The 23,681-nt window shown below is 64.8% G+C and carries 22 protein-coding genes and 1 pseudogene; 6 read left to right on the top strand and 17 right to left on the bottom strand.

The genetic code is table 11. The features are described 5' to 3' along the window. Positions 1–86 precede the first annotated feature (86 nt). Both MRBLWO13_RS08435 and MRBLWO13_RS08430 read right to left on the bottom strand, forming a co-directional pair. Positions 87–680 (bottom strand): helix-turn-helix domain-containing protein, encoded by a 594-nt coding sequence (locus tag MRBLWO13_RS08435; protein WP_341977894.1) that lies wholly within the window; start codon positions 678–680, stop codon positions 87–89. Between the two features lie 94 nt (positions 681–774). Next, positions 775–1,341: a RidA family protein gene (locus MRBLWO13_RS08430; RefSeq protein WP_341977892.1), complete on the bottom strand. Its 567-nt coding sequence runs from the start codon at positions 1,339–1,341 to the stop codon at positions 775–777. A gap of 36 nt (positions 1,342–1,377) precedes the next feature. Here MRBLWO13_RS08430 and MRBLWO13_RS08425 point away from each other — a divergent pair, with 36 nt between their 5' ends. Together MRBLWO13_RS08425 and MRBLWO13_RS08420 are read left to right on the top strand one after the other, a co-directional pair. Next, a complete protein-coding gene (locus tag MRBLWO13_RS08425; protein ID WP_341977890.1) occupies positions 1,378–2,277 on the top strand; it encodes an N-acyl homoserine lactonase family protein in 900 nt (299 codons plus the stop codon). A 131-nt stretch (positions 2,278–2,408) separates the two neighbouring features. Beyond that, a complete protein-coding gene (locus tag MRBLWO13_RS08420; RefSeq protein WP_341977888.1) occupies positions 2,409–3,116 on the top strand; it encodes an SDR family NAD(P)-dependent oxidoreductase in 708 nt (235 codons plus the stop codon). 14 nt (positions 3,117–3,130) lie between these two features. On the opposite strand, the gene MRBLWO13_RS08415 is transcribed toward MRBLWO13_RS08420, so the two are convergent. The 7 genes from MRBLWO13_RS08415 to MRBLWO13_RS08385 form a co-directional block, all read right to left on the bottom strand. Then, entirely contained in the window at positions 3,131–3,790 is a 660-nt protein-coding gene (locus tag MRBLWO13_RS08415; protein ID WP_341977886.1) for a GntR family transcriptional regulator, read from the bottom strand. Between the two features lie 55 nt (positions 3,791–3,845). Further along, positions 3,846–5,033, bottom strand: a complete 1,188-nt coding sequence (gene mftD / locus MRBLWO13_RS08410; RefSeq protein WP_341977884.1) for a pre-mycofactocin synthase MftD — start codon at positions 5,031–5,033, stop codon at positions 3,846–3,848. Positions 5,034–5,138: 105 nt separating this feature from the next. Further along, positions 5,139–6,242 carry a branched-chain amino acid ABC transporter permease gene (locus MRBLWO13_RS08405; protein ID WP_341977882.1) on the bottom strand — a complete coding sequence of 368 codons (1,104 nt, stop codon included), beginning with the start codon at positions 6,240–6,242 and terminating at the stop codon, positions 5,139–5,141. Then, positions 6,239–7,123, bottom strand: coding sequence for a branched-chain amino acid ABC transporter permease (locus MRBLWO13_RS08400; protein WP_341977880.1), 885 nt, complete (start codon positions 7,121–7,123; stop codon positions 6,239–6,241). The genes MRBLWO13_RS08405 and MRBLWO13_RS08400 overlap by 4 nt, the downstream gene beginning before the upstream one ends. Further along, the gene (locus tag MRBLWO13_RS08395; RefSeq protein ID WP_341977878.1) at positions 7,120–7,848 is read right to left on the bottom strand and encodes an ATP-binding cassette domain-containing protein; all 729 of its coding nucleotides are present in this window, start codon (positions 7,846–7,848) and stop codon (positions 7,120–7,122) included. The genes MRBLWO13_RS08400 and MRBLWO13_RS08395 overlap by 4 nt, the downstream gene beginning before the upstream one ends. Next, positions 7,835–8,626: an ATP-binding cassette domain-containing protein gene (locus tag MRBLWO13_RS08390; RefSeq protein WP_341977876.1), complete on the bottom strand. Its 792-nt coding sequence runs from the start codon at positions 8,624–8,626 to the stop codon at positions 7,835–7,837. Before MRBLWO13_RS08390 ends, MRBLWO13_RS08395 begins: the two co-directional genes overlap by 14 nt. Continuing rightward, on the bottom strand, positions 8,619–9,827 hold the full coding sequence (locus tag MRBLWO13_RS08385) for an ABC transporter substrate-binding protein (protein WP_341977874.1): 1,209 nt from the start codon (positions 9,825–9,827) through the stop codon (positions 8,619–8,621). The genes MRBLWO13_RS08390 and MRBLWO13_RS08385 overlap by 8 nt, the downstream gene beginning before the upstream one ends. 449 nt (positions 9,828–10,276) lie before the next feature. On the opposite strand from MRBLWO13_RS08385, the gene MRBLWO13_RS08380 reads away from it, so the two are divergent. Continuing rightward, positions 10,277–12,049 (top strand): gamma-glutamyltransferase family protein, encoded by a 1,773-nt coding sequence (locus MRBLWO13_RS08380; RefSeq protein ID WP_341977872.1) that lies wholly within the window; start codon positions 10,277–10,279, stop codon positions 12,047–12,049. Between the two features lie 57 nt (positions 12,050–12,106). Here MRBLWO13_RS08380 and MRBLWO13_RS08375 read toward each other — a convergent pair whose 3' ends face one another. From MRBLWO13_RS08375 to MRBLWO13_RS08340, 8 genes are all read right to left on the bottom strand, one after another. Further along, the gene (locus MRBLWO13_RS08375) at positions 12,107–13,117 is read right to left on the bottom strand and encodes a Gfo/Idh/MocA family oxidoreductase (protein WP_341977870.1); all 1,011 of its coding nucleotides are present in this window, start codon (positions 13,115–13,117) and stop codon (positions 12,107–12,109) included. After that, entirely contained in the window at positions 13,114–14,256 is a 1,143-nt protein-coding gene (locus MRBLWO13_RS08370; protein ID WP_341977868.1) for a branched-chain amino acid ABC transporter permease, read from the bottom strand. The genes MRBLWO13_RS08375 and MRBLWO13_RS08370 overlap by 4 nt, the downstream gene beginning before the upstream one ends. After that, on the bottom strand, positions 14,253–15,137 hold the full coding sequence (locus MRBLWO13_RS08365) for a branched-chain amino acid ABC transporter permease (protein WP_341977865.1): 885 nt from the start codon (positions 15,135–15,137) through the stop codon (positions 14,253–14,255). Before MRBLWO13_RS08365 ends, MRBLWO13_RS08370 begins: the two co-directional genes overlap by 4 nt. Continuing rightward, positions 15,134–15,856 carry an ABC transporter ATP-binding protein gene (locus MRBLWO13_RS08360; protein ID WP_341977863.1) on the bottom strand — a complete coding sequence of 241 codons (723 nt, stop codon included), beginning with the start codon at positions 15,854–15,856 and terminating at the stop codon, positions 15,134–15,136. The genes MRBLWO13_RS08365 and MRBLWO13_RS08360 overlap by 4 nt, the downstream gene beginning before the upstream one ends. Next, positions 15,843–16,583 carry an ATP-binding cassette domain-containing protein gene (locus MRBLWO13_RS08355; protein ID WP_341977861.1) on the bottom strand — a complete coding sequence of 247 codons (741 nt, stop codon included), beginning with the start codon at positions 16,581–16,583 and terminating at the stop codon, positions 15,843–15,845. Before MRBLWO13_RS08355 ends, MRBLWO13_RS08360 begins: the two co-directional genes overlap by 14 nt. A 6-nt stretch (positions 16,584–16,589) precedes the next feature. Continuing rightward, positions 16,590–17,813, bottom strand: a complete 1,224-nt coding sequence (locus MRBLWO13_RS08350; RefSeq protein WP_341977859.1) for an ABC transporter substrate-binding protein — start codon at positions 17,811–17,813, stop codon at positions 16,590–16,592. A 403-nt stretch (positions 17,814–18,216) separates the two neighbouring features. Further along, the gene (locus tag MRBLWO13_RS08345; protein ID WP_341977857.1) at positions 18,217–18,978 is read right to left on the bottom strand and encodes an MBL fold metallo-hydrolase; all 762 of its coding nucleotides are present in this window, start codon (positions 18,976–18,978) and stop codon (positions 18,217–18,219) included. After that, positions 18,975–19,751 (bottom strand): cyclase family protein, encoded by a 777-nt coding sequence (locus tag MRBLWO13_RS08340; RefSeq protein WP_341977855.1) that lies wholly within the window; start codon positions 19,749–19,751, stop codon positions 18,975–18,977. Before MRBLWO13_RS08340 ends, MRBLWO13_RS08345 begins: the two co-directional genes overlap by 4 nt. A gap of 385 nt (positions 19,752–20,136) precedes the next feature. On the opposite strand from MRBLWO13_RS08340, the pseudogene MRBLWO13_RS08335 reads away from it, so the two are divergent. From MRBLWO13_RS08335 to MRBLWO13_RS08325, 3 genes and pseudogenes are all read left to right on the top strand, one after another. Beyond that, positions 20,137–21,906, top strand: a pseudogene (locus tag MRBLWO13_RS08335) (phosphoenolpyruvate carboxykinase (GTP)); the annotation flags it as partial. A gap of 42 nt (positions 21,907–21,948) precedes the next feature. Further along, the gene (locus tag MRBLWO13_RS08330) at positions 21,949–22,572 is read left to right on the top strand and encodes a flavin reductase family protein (RefSeq protein ID WP_341978331.1); all 624 of its coding nucleotides are present in this window, start codon (positions 21,949–21,951) and stop codon (positions 22,570–22,572) included. Further along, entirely contained in the window at positions 22,559–23,374 is an 816-nt protein-coding gene (locus tag MRBLWO13_RS08325; RefSeq protein ID WP_341977853.1) for a sulfite exporter TauE/SafE family protein, read from the top strand. The genes MRBLWO13_RS08330 and MRBLWO13_RS08325 overlap by 14 nt, the downstream gene beginning before the upstream one ends. Positions 23,375–23,681 lie beyond the last annotated feature (307 nt).

Here is a 23,681-nt window from a genome sequence, read left to right as displayed (position 1 = left end):
GATCAGGATCGCCGCGATCTCCTCAAGAGATCGAGCCCCGCCGGTGGGAATGGAGCAGTTCCATGAGGCAGCGGTTGAAAACGGATTCAGGCGCTCGCGCCTTCGTGCCTACCGACGACGAACCAGACCCCGCGGGCCGTGACCGCTCCCCGGTTCGCCAACATGTGCGGACGCGAAGACTCGAAGTGAAGCGAATCACCCGGCGACAGCTCGTAAGTGTCGAAATCGAGCTGGAGTGTCAACACGCCTTCGAGCATGTACCCGTACTCGACTCCGGCATGCCGCATCAATCTGCCGTCGATCGAGCTGGAAGCGCCGGGCTCGTAGGTGACGAGCAATGCCTCGACCCCACCGCCCTGCGCCATCGCCAACCGTTCCCAGCGGACGCCGTTCTCCATCTCGATCACCGGGCCTTCGCCCGCGCGCTGGACATCGAACCGCGCGACAGTCGCGGAAGTATCTCTCGAATTATTCGAATCCATGCCGAGGAGGTCGTCTGCCGAGACCTCGAGGAGATTGGCGAGGGCATAGAGCGTGGCCACAGAGGGCTGAGACTTCCCCGTCTCGACCTGCGAGATGAGGCTTGGCGACACCCCGAGCGACTGCGCGACACTCCGAAGGCTCAGGCTCCGCGACTGCCGAGCTTGTCGCAGGCGCGTTCCCAGTTCATCGGCAGCCACAATAGAATCTCCGTTGCCTCAATTTGAGCGATTGGGAAACACTATCGTCTCACGACCGAAATTCGTGCACCCCGACTGCACAGGACGGAGCTGCTCAGACGGCAGCAATCGCGTCGATCTCGATCACGGCGCCGTTGTACAACGACTGCACGCCGACGACCGTGCTCGCAGGCAGCTGGTCTGCATCGATGATCGAGTCGCGGACCCGCCGATAGGCCTGGAGCTTCTCCTCAGTGAGATGCGTGACGTAGACGTTGACGCGCACAAGGTCCGCGAAGGTCGCTCCCCCTCGGTGTAGCGCTTCTTCCAACGCTCCGAAGGTCAACCTGATTGCGCGCTCGTCGTCTTCAGGGAAGGGGACATAAACGCCGGAAACGAAGAGAAGTCCTGACTCGGTGTCCAGGACACTGTCGGAGATCCCGGGAACCACGGGGGCAGGAATTCGGACGAGGCGGTTGCGAGACATGGCGGGCCAATCTGTGTGGGGCACTGAAGTTAAGTCCATCTGGACAGCTTGATCCTCAGACGTCTGATTGTCCAAGATTGGCTGCCGGCGCGTCAATCGATTGCATCCGCTGGTTTTCAACATATTTTCGTTGCGCATCCGATAGGCAGGCATGTACCATGACTGCACGCCGCCAGCAGTGACGCTTACGGTCACTCGAAACCCGAATCCCGAGAAAGACCGGCCATAACCATGAGCGAACGCAAGACCGACTACTCGATCTACTCCCTCGAGTTCTGCCAAGGGACGATGCCTCACGACTTCTTTGGTGGCTCCGGCCTGTACAGCAACGCGGGAACTATTCGTATCCCCATGCTGTACACGCTGCTCATCGGAGGCGAAGTGGGCGGTAAGCAGCACATCGCCCTCGTGGACTGCGGCTTCCGCAACGACTACTGGCTTGACCGCTACCCGTTCCAGAGCTGGGAGAGCCCGGCAGAGGTCCTCGCGAAGGTCGACCTCACGCCCGAAGACATCGACGTCATCCTCGTCTCCCACATGCACTTCGACCACATGGGCAACTTCGAGGCTTTCCCCAACGCGCAGCTCTACGTGCAGTTCGACGAGTACGTCGGTTGGTCGCAGGCGGTGGACCTCGCGAACCAGATGCCGACTGACGCCGATCGGGCGTGGATCTTCTCCTCCTTCGACCCCACCGACCTGACACGCGCCGCCAAGGGAATCGCTGACGGTCGCATCCGATTCGTCAACGGTGACGAGGAACTGCTCCCCGGCGTCACCGCGCGCCTGGCCCGCGACTCCCACACGTTCGGCTCGCAGTGGTTCAAGGTCGAGACGCAGAGTGGACCGTTCGTCGTCGCCGGTGACACCGTGTACTGGTACTCGAACGTCGAGAAGATGTGGACTCCGGGATACGGACAGGGCAACGACTTCAACCTCATCAAGCTCTATAAGACCCTCAAGGAAGAGCTCAAGGACGAGACGAGCCGCATCATCCCCGGCCACGATGTCGACATCGTGCAGCGCTACAAGTCCTGGACGACGGACAGCGGCAACTACGTCATCGAGGTCAACCGACGCGAGAACGAGGCATCGCGGGCACCTGCGAACGCCGGCGTTCTCCTGACCTGATCCCACTACCGCGACCGCGCCTGCACCCGACGACGAGTGGAGGCGCGGCCCTTCGTAAACGTGAAGAGCATCACTGCACAGACAGTGCCCCCCGCTCTGAAGACCAATCCGAACGCTCTGGGAAGACTGTGATGACGAAGAAGACAATCCTGATCGTGGGCGGCTCGAGCGGCATCGGCCTCGAGTTGGCGAAGGACCTGATCGTCTCGGGTGACGACGTCGTCGTCACGAGCCGCTCGCGGGATACCGCCGAACGAACCGCCGACGAGCTCGGCGGCGGCGCACAGGGGTACGCCTTGGATGTGTCCGACCCCGAAGGCATCGCCGATCAGCTCAAAGCCGTCGGCCGGCTCGACGGCGTGGTGCTCAGCGCGATCGAGCGCGACGCGAACACCGTGCGAGACTTCGACGTCGCTCGGGCGACACGGCTCGTCATTCTGAAGCTCGTCGGCTACACCGAGACGATCCACACGCTGCTCGATCGTCTCGAGCCCAGCGTCTCGACCGGAATCGTACTCTTCGGAGGTCGCGGGAAGGACGCGCCGTATCCCGGATCGACGACAGTCTCGACCATCAACGGCGGCGTGGACGGCTTGACGAACACGCTCGCGCTCGAGCTCGCACCGATCCGTGTCAATGCCCTTCACCCCGGCATCATCGGCGACAGCCCCTTCTGGGCCTCGAAGCCCGAGGCCATCATCGACAGCTATCGGAATCGCACTCCCGGTGGTGAGCTCGCGACCATGGCCGACATCGTCGAAGCCACCAAGTTCCTGCTGTTCAACAAGGGAGTGTCGGCGCACAGCCTGAACGTCGACCGCGGGTGGCGGATCAGCTGATCCAGCATCTTCTGTCAGCTTTGTAGCTGGCTGTGGCCGACATCGGCCACGGCCAGCGGACCCGAGGTTGCTCTCTGCACGTGAGCGGCCATAAGCGCTTCCGCCAGGTTTCCATCGCCGGCGGCGATCGCCGCGCTGATCTCGTGGTGATCTCCCCAGAGATGCCTGTTCTCCGGAGTGATGGCCGCGACGTTGATCCACTCGGATCTGCTGGAGAGCGTATGAACGAATGCCTCCAGAATGCTGTTTCCGCACGCCGACGCGATGGCGTCGTGAAAGCGAGAGTTCAGCCGATGCAACCGTGCGACCTCGCCCGCCGCCAGCGCTGCGTCACCCTCCGCGAGTATCGATTCGATCGACTCGAGCTGCGCCTGCGTATGGTGAAGCGCAGCCTCGCGAGCTGTGGGCGGCTCCAAGATGTTCCTCGCAGATCGAACCTCATTCACCACCTCCGCGCTGAGCTCCCGCACCGTCGGCGAACCGTAGAGGCGCAGATCGACGAATCCTTCTGCGGCGAGCGCTCTCAGCGCCTCCCGCACGGGCACGCGGGACACACCGAACCTGTTCGCCAATGACGGCTCTGTCACCCGCGATCCCGGAGTGAGCTCTCCGGTGATCACGAGATCCCGAATGGCATCGACGAGGTCTCGTCCCCTTAGGCTCGGCTGCGCCAAAATGTTCTCCCTCGGAATGCGAGCTAAAGACCAATGTATCCCGCGACCCGGGGGCTCAGCCGATGAGGAATCCCTCGGGGATCACGAGGTCATCCGGGCTGAGCTCGTGGATCGAGGACTTCCCGAGGCCGATGAGGGCGCGCTCGATGGTGATACGGAACGTTTCCATCACCTCGAAAACACCTCGCTCCCCGTCGACGGCAAGGCCATAGAACCAGGGTCGTCCGATCATCACTGACTGTGCTCCCAGCGCAAGCGCCTTGACGACGTCGGTCCCCCGGCGGACTCCACTGTCGAAGGTGACCTCAGCCTGGTCGCCGACGGCTTTGACGACCGCAGGAAGGAATCTCAGCGGCGACGGGGTGGTGTCGAGGTTGTTTCCGCCGTGGTTGGACACCCCAATCGCGGTCGCACCGACGTCGAGGGCACGCCGGGCGTCATCAGGCGTCACCAGACCCTTGATCATGAACTGACCGCCCCAGAGATCGCTCAGCCATGCCATGTCGTCCCAGGTGGGGACGTGCGTGTCCACCCACTCGTACAACCCACCGACCAGGGTCGGAACGACTCCGTCCTTCTTGCTCATGTTCGGCGCGTAGAGCCCCGGCACACTTCCTCGGCGGAGATATCTCATGGTCCATCGCGGATGGGTCAGCGCCATGGGGGCGTACTTGATCAAGGTGCTGAGGCCCAGGCCGTCGGGGTAGACCGGCGATCCCCAGTCGCGAGGCTGGTTCGCGACACGGACGCCCGACAGGTCCATCGTGAAGATGAGCCCCTTGACGCCGGCCTGGCGGAACCGCTCGACACGGCCGGCGATGATGTCGCGGTCACCGGAAAGGTACACGTGCGCGAACGTGTCGGGGTTGGCGCGCACCACGTCCTCCACCGGCATCGATGCGAAGTTGCTCAGCCCCAGCGCCGTCCCCGCGCGCCGCGCCGCGCGAGCGACACCGACCTCGCCATCCGGATGCATGGCCTGGGCTGCTGCGGGCGCGATGACCACCGGAAGGTCGATGCTCTGGCCCATGAAGGTGGTCTTCAGGTCAAGGCTCGCGGGTAGGTCTACGCCCACTCGGGGGATCATGCCCACCTGCTCGAAAGCGGTCAGGTTGTTCCGCATCGTCGCCCCGCTGTCGCTCCCCGCTTCGAGCGCCGTGAAGACGTCCTTCGGAAGCAGCTTCTTGGCGCGCGCTCGCGCCTCGGCGACCGTTTCGATGGGCTTGTGAGGGGAAAGGCTCATCCGTTGCTCCTGACTGTCGATGCTGCGGCGGATGCTCGCAACGATTCCGGTTGACCTCGTGCGGGCCGGATGGGATCTGGTCCACACGACACGATGTTCGTCACGTCAACTTCGCTGAGCCAGCCGCTGCACCCGGCGCTGTGAGAAAGGATCGCGCGAGAGGAATGGCCATCTCACCTCTCTACCACCGGTGATACCGGAGGGACGAAAGATGATGATGAACACCATGAACGCCGCCACCGCCACGAGGCGGCTTCCGGAGGGCAGCGAGACGATGAAGCCGCCGATCTGCACGCCGTTCTCCAGGAGTCCCATGACGTGGTTCATCGCCGAGATGAGGAGGGTTCCGACGACAGCACCCCAGAGCGAGAGCATCCCGCCGATGACCAGCATCGCGATCGTCGTGAAGGTGAAGTCCAGTCCGAACTGCGATGCCTGCACCACGCGGTTCGCCTGGGCCCACATCGCTCCTCCCACTCCCGCGAGTGCTCCGGACACGGCGAAGGCGATGATGCGGTGCCATGTGATGCTGATGCCGGAGGCGGGCGCGGCCTGAACACTTTCTCGCGATGCACGGAGCATCCGCGCGCTGACGCTCTGCCCGTATCCCCAAGCGATGACGATGACGATGAGGGCGATCAGAAGGGTGCTCTGCAGGTCGAAGCTCCGCGGAACGCCGGTCATGGATTGCCCGGACCTTGGCCCGATGGCGTCCCAGTAGGTGAGGATCTGCACGACGAGCATGAGCAGCGCGAACGTCGCGATGCCCGCTTCCAGCCCGTGCAGACGCATGAGCGCGAAACCGCTGATGATGGCGGTGAGCCCGCCGACCGCCGCGGCGACGAGCAACGCGACATAGGGATCCAGCGTCGTGTCGGCTAGGAACGGCGCGAGGTTCGGCATGATGGAGGACTTCACCGTGGGGCTGATCGTCAGCAGTGACATAGTCCACGCTCCGACCGCTACGAAGGCGATGTGCCCGAACGACAGCACCCCGCTGTTGCCGATGAAAGTCCACATCGCCACGACGATGATGAGAGTCGCCAACGCGTAGCCCAGATCGATCGATGCGGCCGGGGAGAGACGACTCGCTGCCGAGCTGAAGAGCCACACGACGACCAACGGCACCGCGAGGGTCCACAACGAGAGCACGGGCTGCGGAACACTCCAGCCCAAACGGGGAGAGCGACGGGTATCAGAGGACATCATGCGCGCTCCTTGGCCGTGCGTCCGGCGAAGATCCCATTGGGGACGATCACCAGAACGATGATGACGAGTAGGTAGACGAAGGCGACCCGGAAGTCTCCGAGACCTGCGGGCAGCCACGTCGTGAACAACGACAGCGAGAAGCCGACGGCGAAGCCACCGACGAGTGCACCGCCGATCCGGTTGAGGCCTCCGATGACGGCACCGATCAGGCCGAACACCGTCACCTGCACACCGAAGCTGGGGTTGACCGACCCGGACTGTGCCGTCAGCACGAAGGCGACGGCAGCGGCCAGGAGTCCGCTCATCCCCAGAGTGACCGCGATCACCGCACCCGAACGGATGCCGAGAATGCGCGCTTCCCGGAAGTCGGCTGCGGCGGCCTGCACCTGCAGACCCATCCGTGATCGCGTCAGGAAGAGATGCACGGCGAGCAGGAGCAGCGCGGCCAGGACGATCGCGACGATCGCGAGCAGGCTCAGACGCAGTCCTCCGACATTGACCGATTTCGTCAGCGCGGGCGCGACCGCGCCGCTTCTGACGTTGACGCCGAAGATTCCCTCGAAGGCGCGCTGCAGCAGGATGCTCACGCCGAAGCTCGCGATCAGGAGAGCCGCCGGGGATTGCGATCTCATCCAGCGGAACACGGCGAGATCCATCAGGAGGGAGAGCCCGATGGCGACCAGGACGGATGCTGCGAGCGCAAGCGGCCAGGAGAGCGGCCAGAGGAGCACGAGCGCGTAGCCGGCGCCGGTGATGATCTCGCCGTTGGCGAAGTTGGCGAGCCGCAGCACGCCGAAGACCAGCCCGATGCCGAGCGCGGCGAGTGCGTACACGGCTCCCGCAGACGTGGCATCGATGAGAGATTGGATGACGGGGATCACGATCCGAGGTACGCCTTCATGAGCAGCGCGGAGTCATCCGCATCGGTCGGGGAGAGTGTCATGGTGATGTGTCCTTCGCTCAACACGTAGGTTCTGGTCGCCGTGGCCACGGTCTGCTGGGCGCGCTGTTCAACGAGAAGAACGGCCGTGCCGCGAGCGCAGACGCTTTCGATGGCGGCGAAGACGGTGTCGACCGCGGTCGGCGAAAGCCCCAGAGAGGGCTCGTCGAGGGCGAGCAGAGTCGGAGCAGCCAGCAGCGCCCGCCCGATCGCGAGCTGCTGCTGTTGTCCTCCGGAGAGGAGCCCGGCGGGGCGGTCTGCGAACTCCGCGAGGATCGGGAAGAGATCGTGTACCCACTCCAGGTCGTCCTTGAGCCCCTTGCGATCACGGCGCGCGGTGGTTCCCAGTCGCAGGTTGTCGCGGACGCTCAGCCGTCCGAAGATGTGATGCCCCTCGGTCACCAGCGCCAGCCCGGACCGTGCGGCGCGCTCGGGGGCCATGCGCCGCAAGTCGACGCCCCGCAGGCTGGTCTCCTCGGACTCGGATCGCACCGCGTTCACGATTCCGAGCAGAGTCGACGACTTGCCGGCTCCGTTCGGCCCGATGACTCCCACCAGTTCCCCGGCGTTCACATGCAGGCTCACGTCGGATACGGCGGGAACGCCCCCGTAGGCGACGCGCAGGCCCGATACCGTGAGTACTCGTTCCGCGTCAGGCTGTGACATCGGCTCCTCCTTCGGCGATCTGGCGGGCGGCGTTGCCCAGGTACGACGTCGCCAAGCGCTCGTCGTGACGGATCTCATCCGGCGTGCCGTCGACGACGTTGCGACCCGCGCCCAGCACGAAGATGTGGTCGCAGCTGCCGAAGACCAAGGGCATGTTGTGATCGATCAGAAGAACGCCGATACCACCTGCCGCGAGCGCGCGCATCGTCTCGCGGAAGTGCTGCGCCTCGCCTTCGTTCAAGCCGGCAGCCGGCTCGTCGAACAAGACCCAGCGAGGCCGAGTCGCGAGAGCCCGCGCCACCCCGAGACGCCGTTCGACACCGTGAGGCAGGTGATCCGCCTCGTGCAGCGCCCACTCCTCGAGCTGGAACTCTGTCAGTACGTCGGTGGCGAGGGAACGTGCTTTCGCGCGCGACAGTCCGCACGCCAGCGCCGTCACCTCAACATTCTCGATGACGGTGAGCCGGGGGAAGAGGTGTCCGTGCTGGAACGTCCGCGCAATGCCTCGGCGAGTCCTCCGCTGCGCCGACTCGCGGGCGATCTCTTCGCTGTCGATCGAGATGACGCCGTCGTCCGGCCGGTCATATCCGCTAAGGATGTTGACAAGCGTCGACTTTCCGGCGCCGTTCGCACCGATCAGTCCGGTGACCCGGCCGCGAGGGATCTCGATGTTGACATCGTTCAGCGCTTTCACGCCTTTATAGGATCGTGTGATTCCGCGGCCCAGGAGCCGGGCGCCTTCGTGCCCGACTCCCGGAACAGGGCGGATGTCAACCATTGACGTCGATCTTCTCGGGGGCACGGCGCTCGAGGAACTCGAGCGTCCCGTCCTTGACCACCAACACGCTCTGCGGCCGGTCGACACCGATGTGCAGATCGGAGGTGAAAGTCGTGTCTCCGACCAGGAACTTCTCATCCTTGAAGGTCTGGAAGGCTTCGGCCAGCTTGTCGCCGTCCCAGCTTCCTGCGATCTCATGACCCTTGACGAGCGCTTCGAGAACCGACGGACCGGCGACGAAGCTGCCGGTGACCGGCCGCTCGTTGTACGTCTTCTCGTACAAGTTGGCGAACTCGTTGACCTTGGGGTCGGGGTCGTCGCCCGTCGTCGAGACGTACGTGGTCACGTAGTAGTCGCTCAGCCCGGGAATCGCGTCGAGCCAGAACGTCCCGTCCATGCCGAAGCCGGAGACGATGGGAGCATCGATGCCGCCGTCACGCAGGTCTTTGGCGACCTGGGCTCCGCCGGGGTTGTAGCCGCAGTTGAATACCACATCGGGAGTCGTGCCTCCCGAGATCTTCGACACGATCTCGGGGATGCTGCTGCCCTGCACGTAGTCGAAGCTGCCCACATCGGTGCCACCGAGTTCCGTGAATCGCTTGCGTGCGATCTCACACTGGCTCTGCGTGTACTTCAGCGTCGTATCGGTGAGGAAGACGGCATTCTTCCATCCCTTGCTCTCGGCGAACTCAGCGAAAACGACGCCCTCGCCGATCGTCGAGTTGCCCATCGAGAAGGCGAGGTTGAGGCCGCTCGCCGGGCCGAACAGTGCGTCGCCGATGCAGGGAGAGATGCTGAGGACGTTCGCCTGCTCGGCGACGAGGGCTCCCGGGCTGGAGAGGTCGAAGTCGCAGGTGAGGATGATCGCCTTGGCACCCGCGTCGACGAGCTGCTGGCTGGCCGGTGCGTACTTGTCGAGGTCCGAGCCGGTGTCGATGATGCGGAGCTCGACGGGTGTTCCGTCGATACCGCCGTCTTCGTTGAGCTGATCGATGGCGATCTTCAGGGCGTTGATCGCCGGCAGGTCGACGACGGACATGAAGCCGGTCTCGGCCACCGCCGCGCCGAGAAGGATGGTCTTCGAGTTGCCGCCGTCACCGGAGCCACCCGGAGCGGCGGCGCTGGCGACGCACCCGGCCAGCGCTAGAGCGGAGACCGCCGCGACGCTGACGGCCGCAATCGTTCGTGTCGAAAATCTCATGGTTCGCTTACTCACTTTCTGTCGGGCATTGCAGTTGAGCAGGAAACGCCAGGCCGGGACGCCTGTCCGAGAGCAAGCCGACAATCATGTTCGTATACGACTTCTCGGTGTCGCCAAGGTAGCCGCAACATGCCCCCGAGGACAAGAGGGCAATTGTCACGTTATGGTCGCGATTCGATCGACCGCGTCCCTCGCAGATTGCCGCATGACAGTTGCACGCATTTTTGCCTGGTCAGCAGCAAAAGAATACTCGCCATCCGCGCAACAACGAAGATCAGTGCGGGGCGCCAGAGCCGCCCGGACTACCGACTTCTCGCGCAATGCACACCAAACGCCTCTCGCGCATTCTGAAGCGTTACGTATACGATCAAAAAAGTTCGACCGCCTACCGTTCACGACGGCCGGGCAAGGAACTCCACACGACGCGGAGTCAGAAAGGGATCACCACGATGCGCTTCACCACTCGTCCTGAACTGGTCGGCACGTTCGGCATGGTTGCCTCGACTCACTGGCTCGTATCGGCAGCAGGCATGGCGGTGCTCGAAGAGGGGGGAAACGCGTTCGACGCCGCCGCCGCCGCCGGACTGTTGATGCACGTGGTCGAACCGCACTTGAACGGGCTGGGCGGGGACACGCCGATCATCGGCTTCGATGCGAAGTCCGGCACGCCCTGGGTTCTGTGCGGACAGGGGCCCGCCCCCGCGGCAGCGACGAGCGCGGCGTTCACGGATCTGGGGCTCGACGTCATCCCCGGAACCGGACACCTCGCCGCCGTCGTGCCGGGCTCGTTCGGGGCGTGGATGAGCATGCTCGAACGTCACGGCACGCTTCCGCTCGAGCGCATCACGCGATTCGCCATCGGATACGCGCGGGATGGCTACCCCCTGATTCCCGACGCGGTCGCGGCGATCGAGTCGGTGTCCGACTTGTTCTCCGATCACTGGACGTCGTCTGCCGAGGTCTATCTGGGTTCTGATCGGCATGTCGCCGCCGGTGCCAGATTCCGCAATCCGCAGCTCGCGGACACCCTCGAACGCATCGTCGCTGAGGCGACGCGAGGCGGGGGAACTCGGGAGGCGGTGATCGCCCGTGCGCGCGACGTCTTCTACCGCGGGTTCGTCGCCGAGCGGATCGACGCCTTCATGCGACAGCCGGTCAGAGATGTGACAGGTAAAGACCACGCCGGTCTGCTCACCGCCGACGACCTCGCGCGCTGGGAACCCACGTGGGAGGCTCCGACGACAGTCGAGTTCGCCGGTGTCACCGTCGCGAAGACCGGCCCGTGGGGGCAGGGGCCTGTTCTGCTGCAGCAGCTCGCCATGCTGGCGCACCAAGACATCGGTGATCCCGGCTCGGCGCAGATGGTGCACACCGTCGCGGAGACGGCGAAGCTCGCCTTCGCGGACCGGGAGGCGTTCTACGGCGATCCTGACTTCGTCGATGTTCCCCTGAATGATCTTCTCTCGGACTCGTACGCCCGCGAACGTGCGGCGCTCGTCACCTCGCACGCCTCCAGCGAGTTGCGGCCCGGCTCTCCGGGCGGTCGACACCCACGCCTGTCGCCCGAGATCTTCCGCGAGCGCGCCCAGGGCGGCGCCGGAACAGGCGAACCGACGGTGCGAAGCATGGGAACGGTTCGCGGAGACACGTGTCATCTCGACGTCGTCGACCGCTGGGGAAACGTCGTCGCCGCCACTCCCAGCGGTGGGTGGCTGCAGAGCTCTCCGGTGGTCCCCGGTCTGGGGTTCTCGCTTCCGACCAGAGCGCAGATGTTCTGGTTGGAATCCGGCCTGCCCAACTCGATCGCTCCGGGGAAGCGTCCTCGGACGACGCTGAGCCCCGGCATGCTCCTTCGCGATGGTGCTCCTTTTCTCGCGTTCGGCACTCCGGGAGGAGACCAGCAGGACCAGTGGACTGTTCCCTTCCTGCTGAACCTGCTGGTCCACAAGATGAACCTGCAAGAAGCCATCGACGCCGCCACCTGGCACTCGACGCACATGCCGTCTTCGTTCTTCCCGCGAAGCTTCACTCCCCTCGGGCTCGTGGCCGAAGCTTCGCTGGGAGCCGACGTCCTGACGGACCTTCGCGCGCGCGGACACGAGCTCGTCGTGGGGGCCCCGTGGACGCTCGGCAGGATCAGCGCGGCAGGATTCCGGGAGGACGGGATGCTGGTAGCCGCGGCGAACGCTCGCGGCATGCAGGGCTACGCGGCCGGCCGCTGATCTCACCATCTGGACCGCCTTCCGGCACTTGATGAACAGGACCGACCGCGCTGCGGATCATCCGTAGAGCGGAGGGCGCGTACGTGTCTGAACCTGGACCGGGGTACCGCTGCGTAGGGATTCCAGGCAAGCATCGGTCACCGCAGCCGCGCAGTAGCCGTCCCAGGCGTTGGGTCCGCTCACGATGCCCTGGACCGCGTCTGCAGCCCAGACCTCGAGCTCACGCCGGTAGGCGTCACCGAACCGGACGGTGAAGTCCTTCTCCCGCACACCCGCCGTGCGGAAGTCCAGGCTCACCGCGACGGGCGGCGAGTTCGTGAGACGAGCCACTCCCGAGCGACCGACGACATCGCATCCGATCTCGTAGCCGTAGGTCGCGTGCAGGAAGACCTCGGAGTAGATCATGACGCCGCGTGCGGTGCGGAAGTAGAAGAACTGCGGATCCAGCCACTCGTCGAGCCCGAACCGCCCACCGTTGCCGGTGACCCGCACCTCTACGATGTCGTCGTCCAGGAGCCACCGAGTGCTGTCTGCCTCGTGCACGACCGCCTCCGTCGTGTGAGCGGACGAACCGACGCTCGACGGGACGTCTGCGGCCCGGTGGACGAACTGCAACGACACGACCTCGCCGAGATCCCCGGTGTCGACCGCGTTCTTGAGATCGACGAATGCCGCGTCGTAGCGGCGCATGAACCCCACCTGGACGAAACGCCGTCCGGCGCGGACCTCCGCGTCGACGATCAGTTCGCAGTCCGCTGCGGTGAGGGCGAGAGGCTTCTCGCAGAACACCGGCTTGCGGTGTTCGATGCAGGCGAGGACGAGCGAGAGATGAGATTCGGCGTTGGACGCGATCGTCACCGCATCGACCGCGTCGGAGGCGATCAGTTCCTCCGCCGTGGCGAACACTCTCACATCACCCGGCAGCGACTCGGCGATGGTCTGCGCTCGGTCCTGGTCTACGTCGGCGACGGCCACCAGCTCTCCTGCGCCGACCGAGCGTGCGATCGTCTTCACCTGCGCGGAGCCCACCATGCCGAGGCCGATCGCTCCGATTCGGATTCTGTTCACTTCTGATCCTTTCCTCTCTGGTTCTGCAAGTCATCCGTCGCGCCCTGCACTCCGGGCTGAGAGCCGGAGGACGCCGACGAGCGGCTCAGCGACGGACGCAGGAACTGGAGCTCCCGCGAGCCCAGTAGTCCGTGCGGCCGAACGGCGAGCACGATGATGAGGCCGATGCCGAGCGTCAATGTGCCGAACTCCGGCAGACGAGGAAGCTGTGTCCCGAACAGCAGCAGACCACCCTCTACTTGCCTCGCCAGCTCTTGCCAGATGACGACGATCGATGCGCCGGCGATGGCTCCGCTGACGCTGTTGAGTCCCCCGATCACCGCCATGATGACGACCACGATCGCGGGGTCGATGCCGAAGGTCGCCGGAGAGAACGACGTCAGATAGTGAGCCCAGACAGCGCCGGCGGCGCCGGACAGGAGTCCACCGAGCACCAGCGCGGGCATCCTCACCCGCGTCTGGGAAAGACCGGACGACTCTGCGGCGACCGCGTCATCACGACCGGCTCGCGCCTGCAGCCCCCACCGGGAGAACTTGAACGCCGAAGCGGCCAGCGTCATGACCACGACCGTGAGTCCGGCGACACCGAGGTTGGTGTCGAAGGGCACACCGGGGAACATCATCGCGCCCCTCGTGATCGAGGGCGACTCGCGGATGATGTCGCCGACGATGAACAGAAGGCCGAGGCTCACCACTGCGGCAGCCAGACCGGACACCCTGACCAGCACAGGGCTCGCGATGGCCGCGACCACAGCGCCAGCGAGAGCGCCGGCCAGGATGCTGACACCGAAACTCACCTCGAGCTCTTCCAACCACGGCGGGAGATCGGGCAGGAGCGCGCCGCGAGAAGCGACCGGAACGGTGAGCACCCCCGAGACGTATGCGCCGACCGCGACGAACGCGAACTGGCCGAAGAAGATCAGTCCCGTGTTGCCCATGAGGGCCTGAAGCGAGACCGTCAGGCAGAGGAAGACGAGCCCGGATACCAGGATCGCTTCGAGCGTCCCGCCGGTGATGCTGTCAACTGCCAATGCCACCGCGACGGCGACGACAGCGAGTGTCGTCGGCCCTGAGACAGCGCTGAGATATCCTCCCGTCGTCTGCACTCGGTCCTGGGACATCGTGAAGATGCGTGTCATTTCGTCAGCACCACCTTTCGTTGCAGCACTCCATCGGGTCTCAGCACCAGCACCACGATGAGCAGGATGTATGTGAACGCCCGCGTGTAGCCCTGGACTTCACCGGGCAGGTAGGTGGCCATGAATGCATCGACCATTCCGAGCAGAAGTCCCCCCACGACCGCGCCACCCACGTTGCGCAGACCGCCCAGGACGAGCGCGACGAACGCGACCATGGTGACTTCGAGGCCCGAGCGAGGCGTGACGCTGCCGGCCTTCGCATACCAGAGGAAGGAGGCAATGCCCGCCAGGACACCCGCGATGATGAGTGCTGTCAGGACGACTCGGCGGGTGCGGATTCCGACCAGCGCCGATGTCGACAGGTTCTGGGCAGTGGCCCGCATCATCAAACCGAGGTCCGTGCCCCGAAGCAGCACCAGCAGCGCGGTGAGCGCCACGACCGCGACCGCTAGGCTGACCAGGCTGGACACTCCGATGCGCAGGTCTCCGACGACCACGACCTCTCCGAACCACTCCGGGGTCGCATACAGCCGCGGTGCGTCGCCGAAGATGAGGACCGCTGCGGACTGCAACACCAGCCCGAGCGCCAGCGATTTGAGCATGATCACTTCGCTGGGTGCCCGATGTCCCGTCATGAAAGTGAGCTGACCGCCGACAGCCGTGATCACCACGGCGACGAGCGTCGCGATGGAGACCGCCACGAGAAGCGGAACGAAGGCGGTCAAGAACACGGTCAGAGACGCCGCCCACATTACGAGCCAGCCGTGGGCGAAGTTCGGGAACGACATCACCGCGCTCACCAGTGCGACACCCACCGCCAGCACGGCGTAGACGCCGCCCTGCGAGAGGCCGTCGAAGAGCGCTTGAAGAAGCTGAGTCATTGTGCCGTCCCCTCACCCAGAAGGGCCTCGGTGAGTACCCGTTCGTCCTGCAGAAGTGATGCGCCTCCGGAGATCACGATCTCTCCACCGCGCATCACGACGACGTGATCGGCGAGGTCGACCAGCCGCAGCGGCGACTCCTCGATCACGAGAAGCGCCACGCCGGTCGACGTCAGCGCGCCCAGGATCTCGTAGACCGAGTCGACGGTCGTCGGCGCCAATCCCATGGAGGGCTCATCCACGATGAGAACCTCGGGCTGCGCGGCCAGCGCACGACCGATCGCGACCAGCTGCTGCTGTCCGCCCGACAGTGAGCCGGCGCGGCTGTTGCGGAAGGGCGTGAGCAGTGGGATGAGATCGAAGATCTGCTCCACGGCGCCCTTCCGGGTCGATGCCGGACGGTTGATCGCGCCCAGACGGATGTTCTCCGCCACCGAAAGAGCGGGGAACACCTCCCGCCCCTGCGGGCACAGCACGATGCCCTTACGGACCCTGTCCTGCACCGACGTCTTGGTCACCTCCACACCGTCGAAGAGGATCTGGCCCGCAGTCGGGATCACCCTCCCCGCAAGAGCCGAGGCGAGGGTCGTCTTGCCCGCACCGTTCACTCCGGTCAGAGCGGTGACCTGTCCGGCGGCGAGGCTGAGGTCCACTCCATGGAGGACCATGTCACCGGCGCCATAGCCCGCGAAGAGATCCGATACCTCAAGCAGCGTCATGTCTCTCTCCCAAATAGCACTCGAGAACCTGCGGGTCCTTGAACGCGCTGGCCGGAGTTCCGTCGAATATCAGCTGCCCCTGGCGGAGCACGAGTACCCGCGTGCACACTCTCGAGATCAGCGACATGTCGTGATCCACGAGAAGTGATCCCACCCCGCGAGCCGTGAGGTCTCCGATGATGCCGGGGAGCTTCTGACGCTCGGACAGGTCCAGTCCTGCTCCCGGCTCATCCAGGAGCAGGTATCGAGGAACGCCGTTGATCACCCGCGCGAGTTCCACCCTGCGCCGGTGACCCCAGGAAAGGTCACCGACGCGAGCATCGAGATCGTCTTCGAGACCGAACAGACGCGCAGTCTGCGTGACGATCTCTTCGGAAGCACGCCGCTCGCCGCTGGCCAGGCCGGCGGACACGGCGATGTTCTCGCGAACAGTCAGGGAATCGAACAGCCTGAGGTTCTGGAAGTTCCGAGCGAGACCCGCCTTCGCGCGTGCGCGCATCGATGAATGATGGAGTTCCTTGCCCCCGAAGGCGATCGATCCCGTCGTCGGCTTCAGCAGTCCCGACAGGCAGTTGACGAGAGTGCTCTTCCCCGAGCCGTTAGGCCCGATCAGTCCGGTGCAGACGCCCTGCTCGAGGTCGAGTGTCACATCGGCCAGAGCCATCAACTGGCCGAACGACATCCCGACCCCGCGGACGGAGACGATCGGCTGCGTGTGCGCCTCCAACGGTCCTCACTCCCCGCCGCTTAGGTTGTACGAGCTGACCTGCTCGAAGGCGCCGTCGGCGGTGAACCCCACCACCACGTTGCTGCCGAGGATGTGCCCGTCCTTCCACTCGAAGACGGTGCGCATCGGAAGCTCGACATCCTTCTGAGCGAACAGCGCCTTCTCGATCTCCGTTCCGGTCGTCGAATCGGCCTTCTCGATCGCGTCGAACAACGCCCACATCGTCCAGTAGGACTCCACCGCCTGGTGGTTCTCCGGGAAGGTGTCGTACGCCTCCTTGTAGCGGTTGACGTACGCGACGGTCGCCTCATCGGCATCGTCGCCCTCGGTGTAGGCACCGGCCGTGTAGAACACGTTGTTCGTCGAGCCACCGAGGGCATCGACCATGTTCTTAGTCGCCCATGTCGCGTTGCCTACCACAGGAGTATCCAGTCCGGCCTTGCGCAGCTGCTTGATCATGGTCGGTGCATCCGGGTAGTTCGTCGCCAGGAGGATCATCGGCTTTTCACCACCATCCACGGTGCGCTTGATGTCACTGATCACCGCGGCGAAGTCGGTCTGGCCGAACTCGATCGCCTGGCTGCCGAGCTCCTTCAGGTCCTTCCCGACGTCCTCGCGGAAGTAGTCCTCGACAGTGCCGAAGTACGCGAACGTATCGTTGGTGATGTAGTAGACCGAGTCATATCCCTGCTCCTTCGCGAACGCAGCGGCCGCCCTGCCGTTCAAGCTCGCCATGCTGCCGCCGGTGGCGAACAGGGATCCCACGCCGGGTGCATAGTCGTCGCCCGATGCACCGGCCATGCTGAAGATCCCTTCGCTCTGGGCCGCCTGAGCAGCAGGGGTGCCGAGGCCCTCGTTGTTCGGAGGCAGGAAGACCTCCGCACCGCCGGCGATCAGCTCACGGGCCACCTGCCGGCCGACCGCAGGGTCGGACTTCATGTCCTGCGTGACCAACTCGACCTTGCAACCGTTGATCCCGCCCTGCTCGTTGACGAGTTCGACAGCCAGTTCTTCCGCGTGGGAGCCTGCGGTGTCGTAGAACGAGAAGGAGCCACTCAGCGCCTTCGCTGAGCCGATCGTGATCTTGCCGTCAGCGCAGAGCTCGCCGGCGGCAGAGTCCGGCTTGCTGTCAGCGGAAGGTCCGGCGCAGCCCGCGAGGACAACGCTTCCGCCGAGCAAGGAGATCAATACGACGTTCTTGGCTGCCTGTGAGAATTTGTGATGCGTCATGACCGCTACCTGTTTCTGTGATGGTGCTCGGGCCCCTCCCCGGCGCCCGCCCACGGAATGTGTGAATGAACGGACCGGGGTGTGCAGCAGAGAGATTCTCGGACGCTGCGGAAGGAGACTGGCTTCGAACCAATCGCTCGATACTTGTCAGCCCGTTCGACACCTTGTGGGCATCGACCAGACTCAGGATCTGAGCTTCATTGCTCGCGTCCTCTGATCGCGACCGTACAGCACGACTGAAGTCACCGGTTAAGCCGTAATCAATACTTAACACTCCAAAGGGTGGATTCTCCGGATGGAGATCCGCTCCAAGGCCGATTTGACAGCAAAACACCCCGCCACAGCGGTCTGGCGGGGTGCGTGCTGTGACGCTGAACGCGTCGCTGTCGTACTACTGGCGTTGTCAGCCGTTGAAGTGCCGGAGATCCAACTTGTCCGAGAAGACGGCGTCCGCGCCGGCATCCACGTCAGTCGGCGCCGGCCCCTCGATCACAATCGTCTCCCCCACCCCGAGATCGGTGAATTCCACACCGTGACGATCCGCGAACATCCGCGCTCTCTTGATGTACAGCGGCCGCCCGACGGTCTCGTTGAGCAGAGCGTCGTGCACTGGGACGGCCTGCCTCGGGCGCACAGCAGTGATGAAGTCGACCATCTCGGCCATCTTGTTCCAGGGTGCACTCAAAGGCACGAGCAGCGTGTCAGGGGCGGGCCCAGCCGGAACGATGAAGCTGTCGCCGGGGTGATACACCAAGCCGTCGACGATGTACCCGGTGTTCGCCACCACCGGGATGAAGGCATGGATCACCGCGTGCTGACCTCCGACGGTGCGGAGCGAGAAGCCTGCGCTGTCGAACTGCTCTCCCGCTCCAGTGGCGATGATCTGGCTGTCCTTCACACCGGCCCCCGCCGCCTGAGCGAGAAGACGGGCCGCTGGGACCTCGGGAGCGCGGACCGTGGCGTCGGGGTTCGCTGCGAGATGCCGCAGCACCGCACCCTCTTCCAGATGGTCAGGATGCTGATGGGTGATCAGGATGTGCTCGGCGCCTTCGAGCGCCGGCGCCGGGTCGCTGTACTCACCGGGATCGATGACGATCCGCCGACCGTTCTTCTCGAGTCGCACACACGCGTGGCCGAACTTCGTCAGTTCGATGCTGATAGTCATGCCTGCTCCACCAATGCGATGACGCGAGCCGGACTGCCCGTGCCCCCCACGATCGGGAGCGGGGCGACCACGATCACTGCGCCCGTCGTCGGAAGCAGATCCAGGTTCTGCAGTGAGGTGACGCCGTACTTGTCGTTGCCGAGGAGGTAGTAGTGCATCGGCATCTCGGGGTCCAGACCGTGACCGAGTCCCGCATCCAGGCCCATGGTCTCCACCCCTACGCCTGAGATGCGAGTCTCCTCCGCCAGCCAGCGTGCGCACTCCGCGGTGAATCCTGGGGTATGCGAGCCCGTGCTGTCGGCATTGACGAACCTCTCCGGATTCTGGCTGTGGACTGACCAGCCCGTCCTGAACAGAAGCCAGGCGTTGTCGGGGAACTCTCCATGTTCCGCTACCCACGCCTTCAGGTGGTCGACGGTCACCAGGAAGTCCGGGTCGGCCGCAGCCTCGGCCGTGAAGTCGATGACGACCGCTGGTCCGACCAGTCGTGTCAGGGGAGTCTCCGAGACGTCTGTGCCCTCGCGTCCGGTCAGCCAGTGGATGGGCACGTCCAGGTGAGTGCCAGTGTGCTCGCCGATGTGAATGTCGTTCGCCGCCCACATCGGCCCACGCTCGTCGTAGGCCGCGATCTCGTCCAGCGAGAACGGAAGCGGGCTCGGGAACGGCTTGGGAAGCGTCAGGCTGGGCGTGTTCTCGGTCAGCTTGTTCGTCAGATCGATGATCGTCACGTCACCGTTTGAGAGGGAATTCAGCAGGTTACCCAGTTGCGCCATCATCTCGCCTTCGTATGTCGGGCCGGCGAGCTGCCTGCTCGCCGACAAAGCCCATTGCGGCCGGGACCGCAATGGGTTCGACGCGCCTAGCGGGCCAATCATCGCAGGACCATGCTCACAGTGTCAATCCTTGCTTAACATCTATGCAATCCTTTGCAACTGCGCGATGAGTGACAATCAGCCGTCGCAGTCATGACTCAAGTGATGCTTGACCGCGGCCCGACGTTCAGTGATAGCGTACGATTCGTGGCCTCACCCTCCCTCACTTTTGATCAAGGGGCACTGTGGGGTGGGAACTGGTCTCGAGGATTCTTGGGAAGGAACCGTCGTGAAGAGTTCAGGTTTGAACGTCTCGCCCTCTGCGCCGCGCTATGACACGCCCGCGATGGCCGAGCTGGCCGCCTGGGTCGAGGAGATCCGCACCCTCACTCAGCCCGCGAACGTGCACTGGGTCGACGGCTCACGGGCCGAGAACGACTGGCTGCTGCGCGGGCTCGTCGACGAGGGCAAGATCATCAAGCTCAACCCCGAGTGGCGCCCCGGTTCCTACCTCGCCCGCTCGCACCCCGGCGACGTCGCCCGCACCGAGGGGCGCACCTTCATCGCCTCCGAGCGTGAAGAGGATGCCGGACCCACGAACAACTGGGCGGATCCGGCCGAGATGCGCCAGAAGATGACCGGCCTCTTCGAGGGCTCGATGCGCGGTCGCACGATGTACGTCGTCCCGTTCTCGATGGGCCCGGTCGGCGGCCCGCTCTCGCACATCGGCGTCCAGATCACCGACAGCGCCTACGCTGTGGCATCCATCGGCATCATGACCAGGGTCGGCGACGCCGTCACCCGCCGGATCGCCGAGGGCGCGCCCTGGGTGAAGACGGTGCACACGGTCGGCGACCCGCTCGCTGCAGGTGAGGCGGACGTGGAGTGGCCGTGCAACGACGAGAAGTACATCGTGCACTTCCCGGACTCGCTCGAGGTCTACTCCTTCGGCTCCGGATACGGCGGCAACGCGATCCTTGCGAAGAAGTGCTTCGCCCTCCGCATCGCGTCGGTGATCGCGCGTGATGAGGGCTGGCTCGCCGAGCACATGCTGCTCATCCGGGTGATCGACCCGCAGGGCAAGGCGTACCACGTCGCGGCGGCGTTCCCCTCTGCCTGTGGTAAGACGAACCTCGCGATGCTGCGCCCGACGATCCCGGGCTGGAAGGTCGAGACGCTCGGCGACGACATCGCCTGGATCCGCCCCGGCGACGACGGACGGATGTGGGCGATCAACCCGGAGGCCGGTTTCTTCGGCGTCGCGCCGGGCACCGGCGAGTCCACGAACGTCACCGCCGTCGAGACGCTGTGGGGAAACACCATCTTCACCAACGTCGCACTCCGCCCCGACGGCGACGTCTGGTGGGAGGGCCTCACCGACGAGGCACCGGCCGAGCTCATCGACTGGGAGGGCAACCCCTGGACGCCCGATTCCGGTCGTCCGGCGGCGCATCCGAACTCCCGGTTCACGGTCTCGGCCGCCCAGTGCCCGCAGATCGCCGAGGACTGGGAGCAGGCGGTTCCGCTCGATGTGATCCTGTTCGGGGGGCGTCGTGCGACCAACGTCCCGCTGGTGGTCGAGGCGACCGACTGGACGCATGGTGTCTTCCTCGGATCCACCATCTCCTCCGAGCGCACGGCCGCGGCCGAGGGCACGCTCGGCGAGCTGCGCCGCGATCCCTTCGCGATGCTGCCGTTCTGCGGCTACAACATGGGCGACTACTTCGCGCACTGGCTCAAGGTCGGCCGCAGCCTGCGCTTCGACCGGGCGCCGCGGATCTTCCAGGTCAACTGGTTCCGCCGCGGCTCCGACGGCCGGTTCCTGTGGCCCGGATTCGGCGACAACTCGCGCGTCATCGACTGGATCATCCGCCGCGTCGCCGGTGAAGTGCCCGCCGTGGACAGCCCCATCGGCCGCCTGCCGCGCGTCGAGGACCTCAATCTGGACGGACTCGACATCGCCGACGCCGATCTCGAGGAGCTGTTCTCGATCGACTCCGCCGCCTGGCTCGCCGAGGCCGACCTGACCGAGGAGTTCTTCGACACCTTCGGCGACAAGCTGCCGGCAGCTCTCCGCGCCGAGCTCGCATCGCTGCGTAGCAGGCTCACCATCGCCGCCGGACGGAACCCGAGAACTCCGGAGGAGCATGAGGGCCGCGTGTTCCAAACCGTTGAGACCGTTTCCCCTGACCAGTTCAAGAGCGCCTTCCGCAATCACCCCGCAGGCTTTGCCTTAGTCACCGCGACCGAGAACGGGCAGCACATCGCTCTCACTGTCAGCTCCCTGTCCTCGCTCAGCGCCGAACCGCCGTTGCTTGTGTTCTCGGTACCCGATCTCTCCTCGAACGCACCCGTCATCCTCGAGACAGAATCCGTCGTCGTGCACATGCCCGACACAGACTCCTCCTGGCTGGCAAGGCTCGGCACCCTGAGCGGCGCAGATCGTTTCGGCGATACCGGGAAATGGTCTCTACTATCCACCGGCGAGCCTTATTTCATGGATGCATCGGTCGTGATTCGCGCCCGGGTCGTCAACCGCGTTCGCGCGGGTGCCTCAACGCTTTGCATCGCGGAGGCAACGGAGATCGTTGAGAACTCAGAATCGGGATCCGTACGACCGCACGCTCACCCCAACCGCGCGAGGCAAGAGCCGGGTGACTACCCCAGTGCCTCCGGCGTGATCTTGCCATCAGATCCGCACTCGTGGACATCGTGTTCCGCGATCACGTCACCACGCTCGCGGCCTCGCACCACGGAGGGAACAATTGATGGCATCTGGTAACGCGACGAAAGCAACAGCCAAGGGCCCGATCCCCCTCTGGGGCCTGATGGTCCTGGGCTTGACGGCCGGGTATCTCTCTGGCCTCTTCGGCGTCGGCGGCGGCATCATCGTCGTGCCCGCGTTGGTGCTCCTGGGCATCGATCAACGGCGGGCCGCAGGAAGCTCGGTCGCTGCAATCCTTCCCACTGCCATTGTCGGCGCCACCAGCTATGGCATCGCTGGTCACGTCGACTGGGTCGCTGGCGCGATCCTGGCAGCGGGGATCATCGGAGGAGCGCAGATCGGTAGTTACCTGCTGTCGCGGCTTCCCAGGTCGGTGCTGTTCTGGATCTTCATCGTGTTCATGGCGGGCGTCGTCATCAGCCTGTGGATCGTCATCCCCGACCGCGGCGACACCATCAGCATCGACGGCTGGGCCGTCGCCGGACTCGCTGCTCTCGGTGTGCTCACCGGAATCCTCTCCGGGATTCTCGGCGTGGGAGGCGGGATCATCGTCGTGCCGGCATTGATGCTGCTGTTCGGAGCGGGCGACCTCAACGCCAAGGGCACCTCGCTGCTGATGATGATCCCCGGCTCCCTATCCGGCACGATCGGAAACGTGCGTCGGAAGAACTTCGATATGCGCGTTGCCGCGACCGTGGGCATCACCGCGTGCATCGCTTCTCCGCTCGGCCTGTTGACCGCAACGAACATCACTCCCCTCGCGTCGAACATCGCCTTCTCCGTGCTGATCGTCGCAGTGACGACACAGTTGATCGTCAAACACCTCCGTGCGCGCCGGAAGACGAGCGAAGCGAGCTAGTCGCCACCGCGCGATGGTCTTCCCCTGTACACAAGGCGCAGGTCATGATGTCGGATCGCCATCGTCGCGAATGCCGATCAGCAGATTCAGACCATCGCAATCCCACTAGATCCCCACCCGCCTGGATTCGCCCTGATCGACGAAGGCGCGCTCGGCGTTGCGGACGATGGCTCTGGCCTCGTGTGCGACCTCTCCTGGAAGAGCCCGCCCGGTAGCGGGCGGGCTCGGCGAACTGCATGTCCAGATCACTGTGCCTCACGAGCGGGCGAAAACTGCCCATCCCTAAGCCGACGCTCTCGCAATGATC

It is taken from the genome of Microbacterium sp. LWO13-1.2, from assembly GCF_038397725.1.
Taxonomy (GTDB): domain Bacteria; phylum Actinomycetota; class Actinomycetes; order Actinomycetales; family Microbacteriaceae; genus Microbacterium.
The sequence above is the reverse complement of the archived record's forward strand: the minus strand, read 5'-3'. Positions and strand labels throughout refer to the sequence as shown.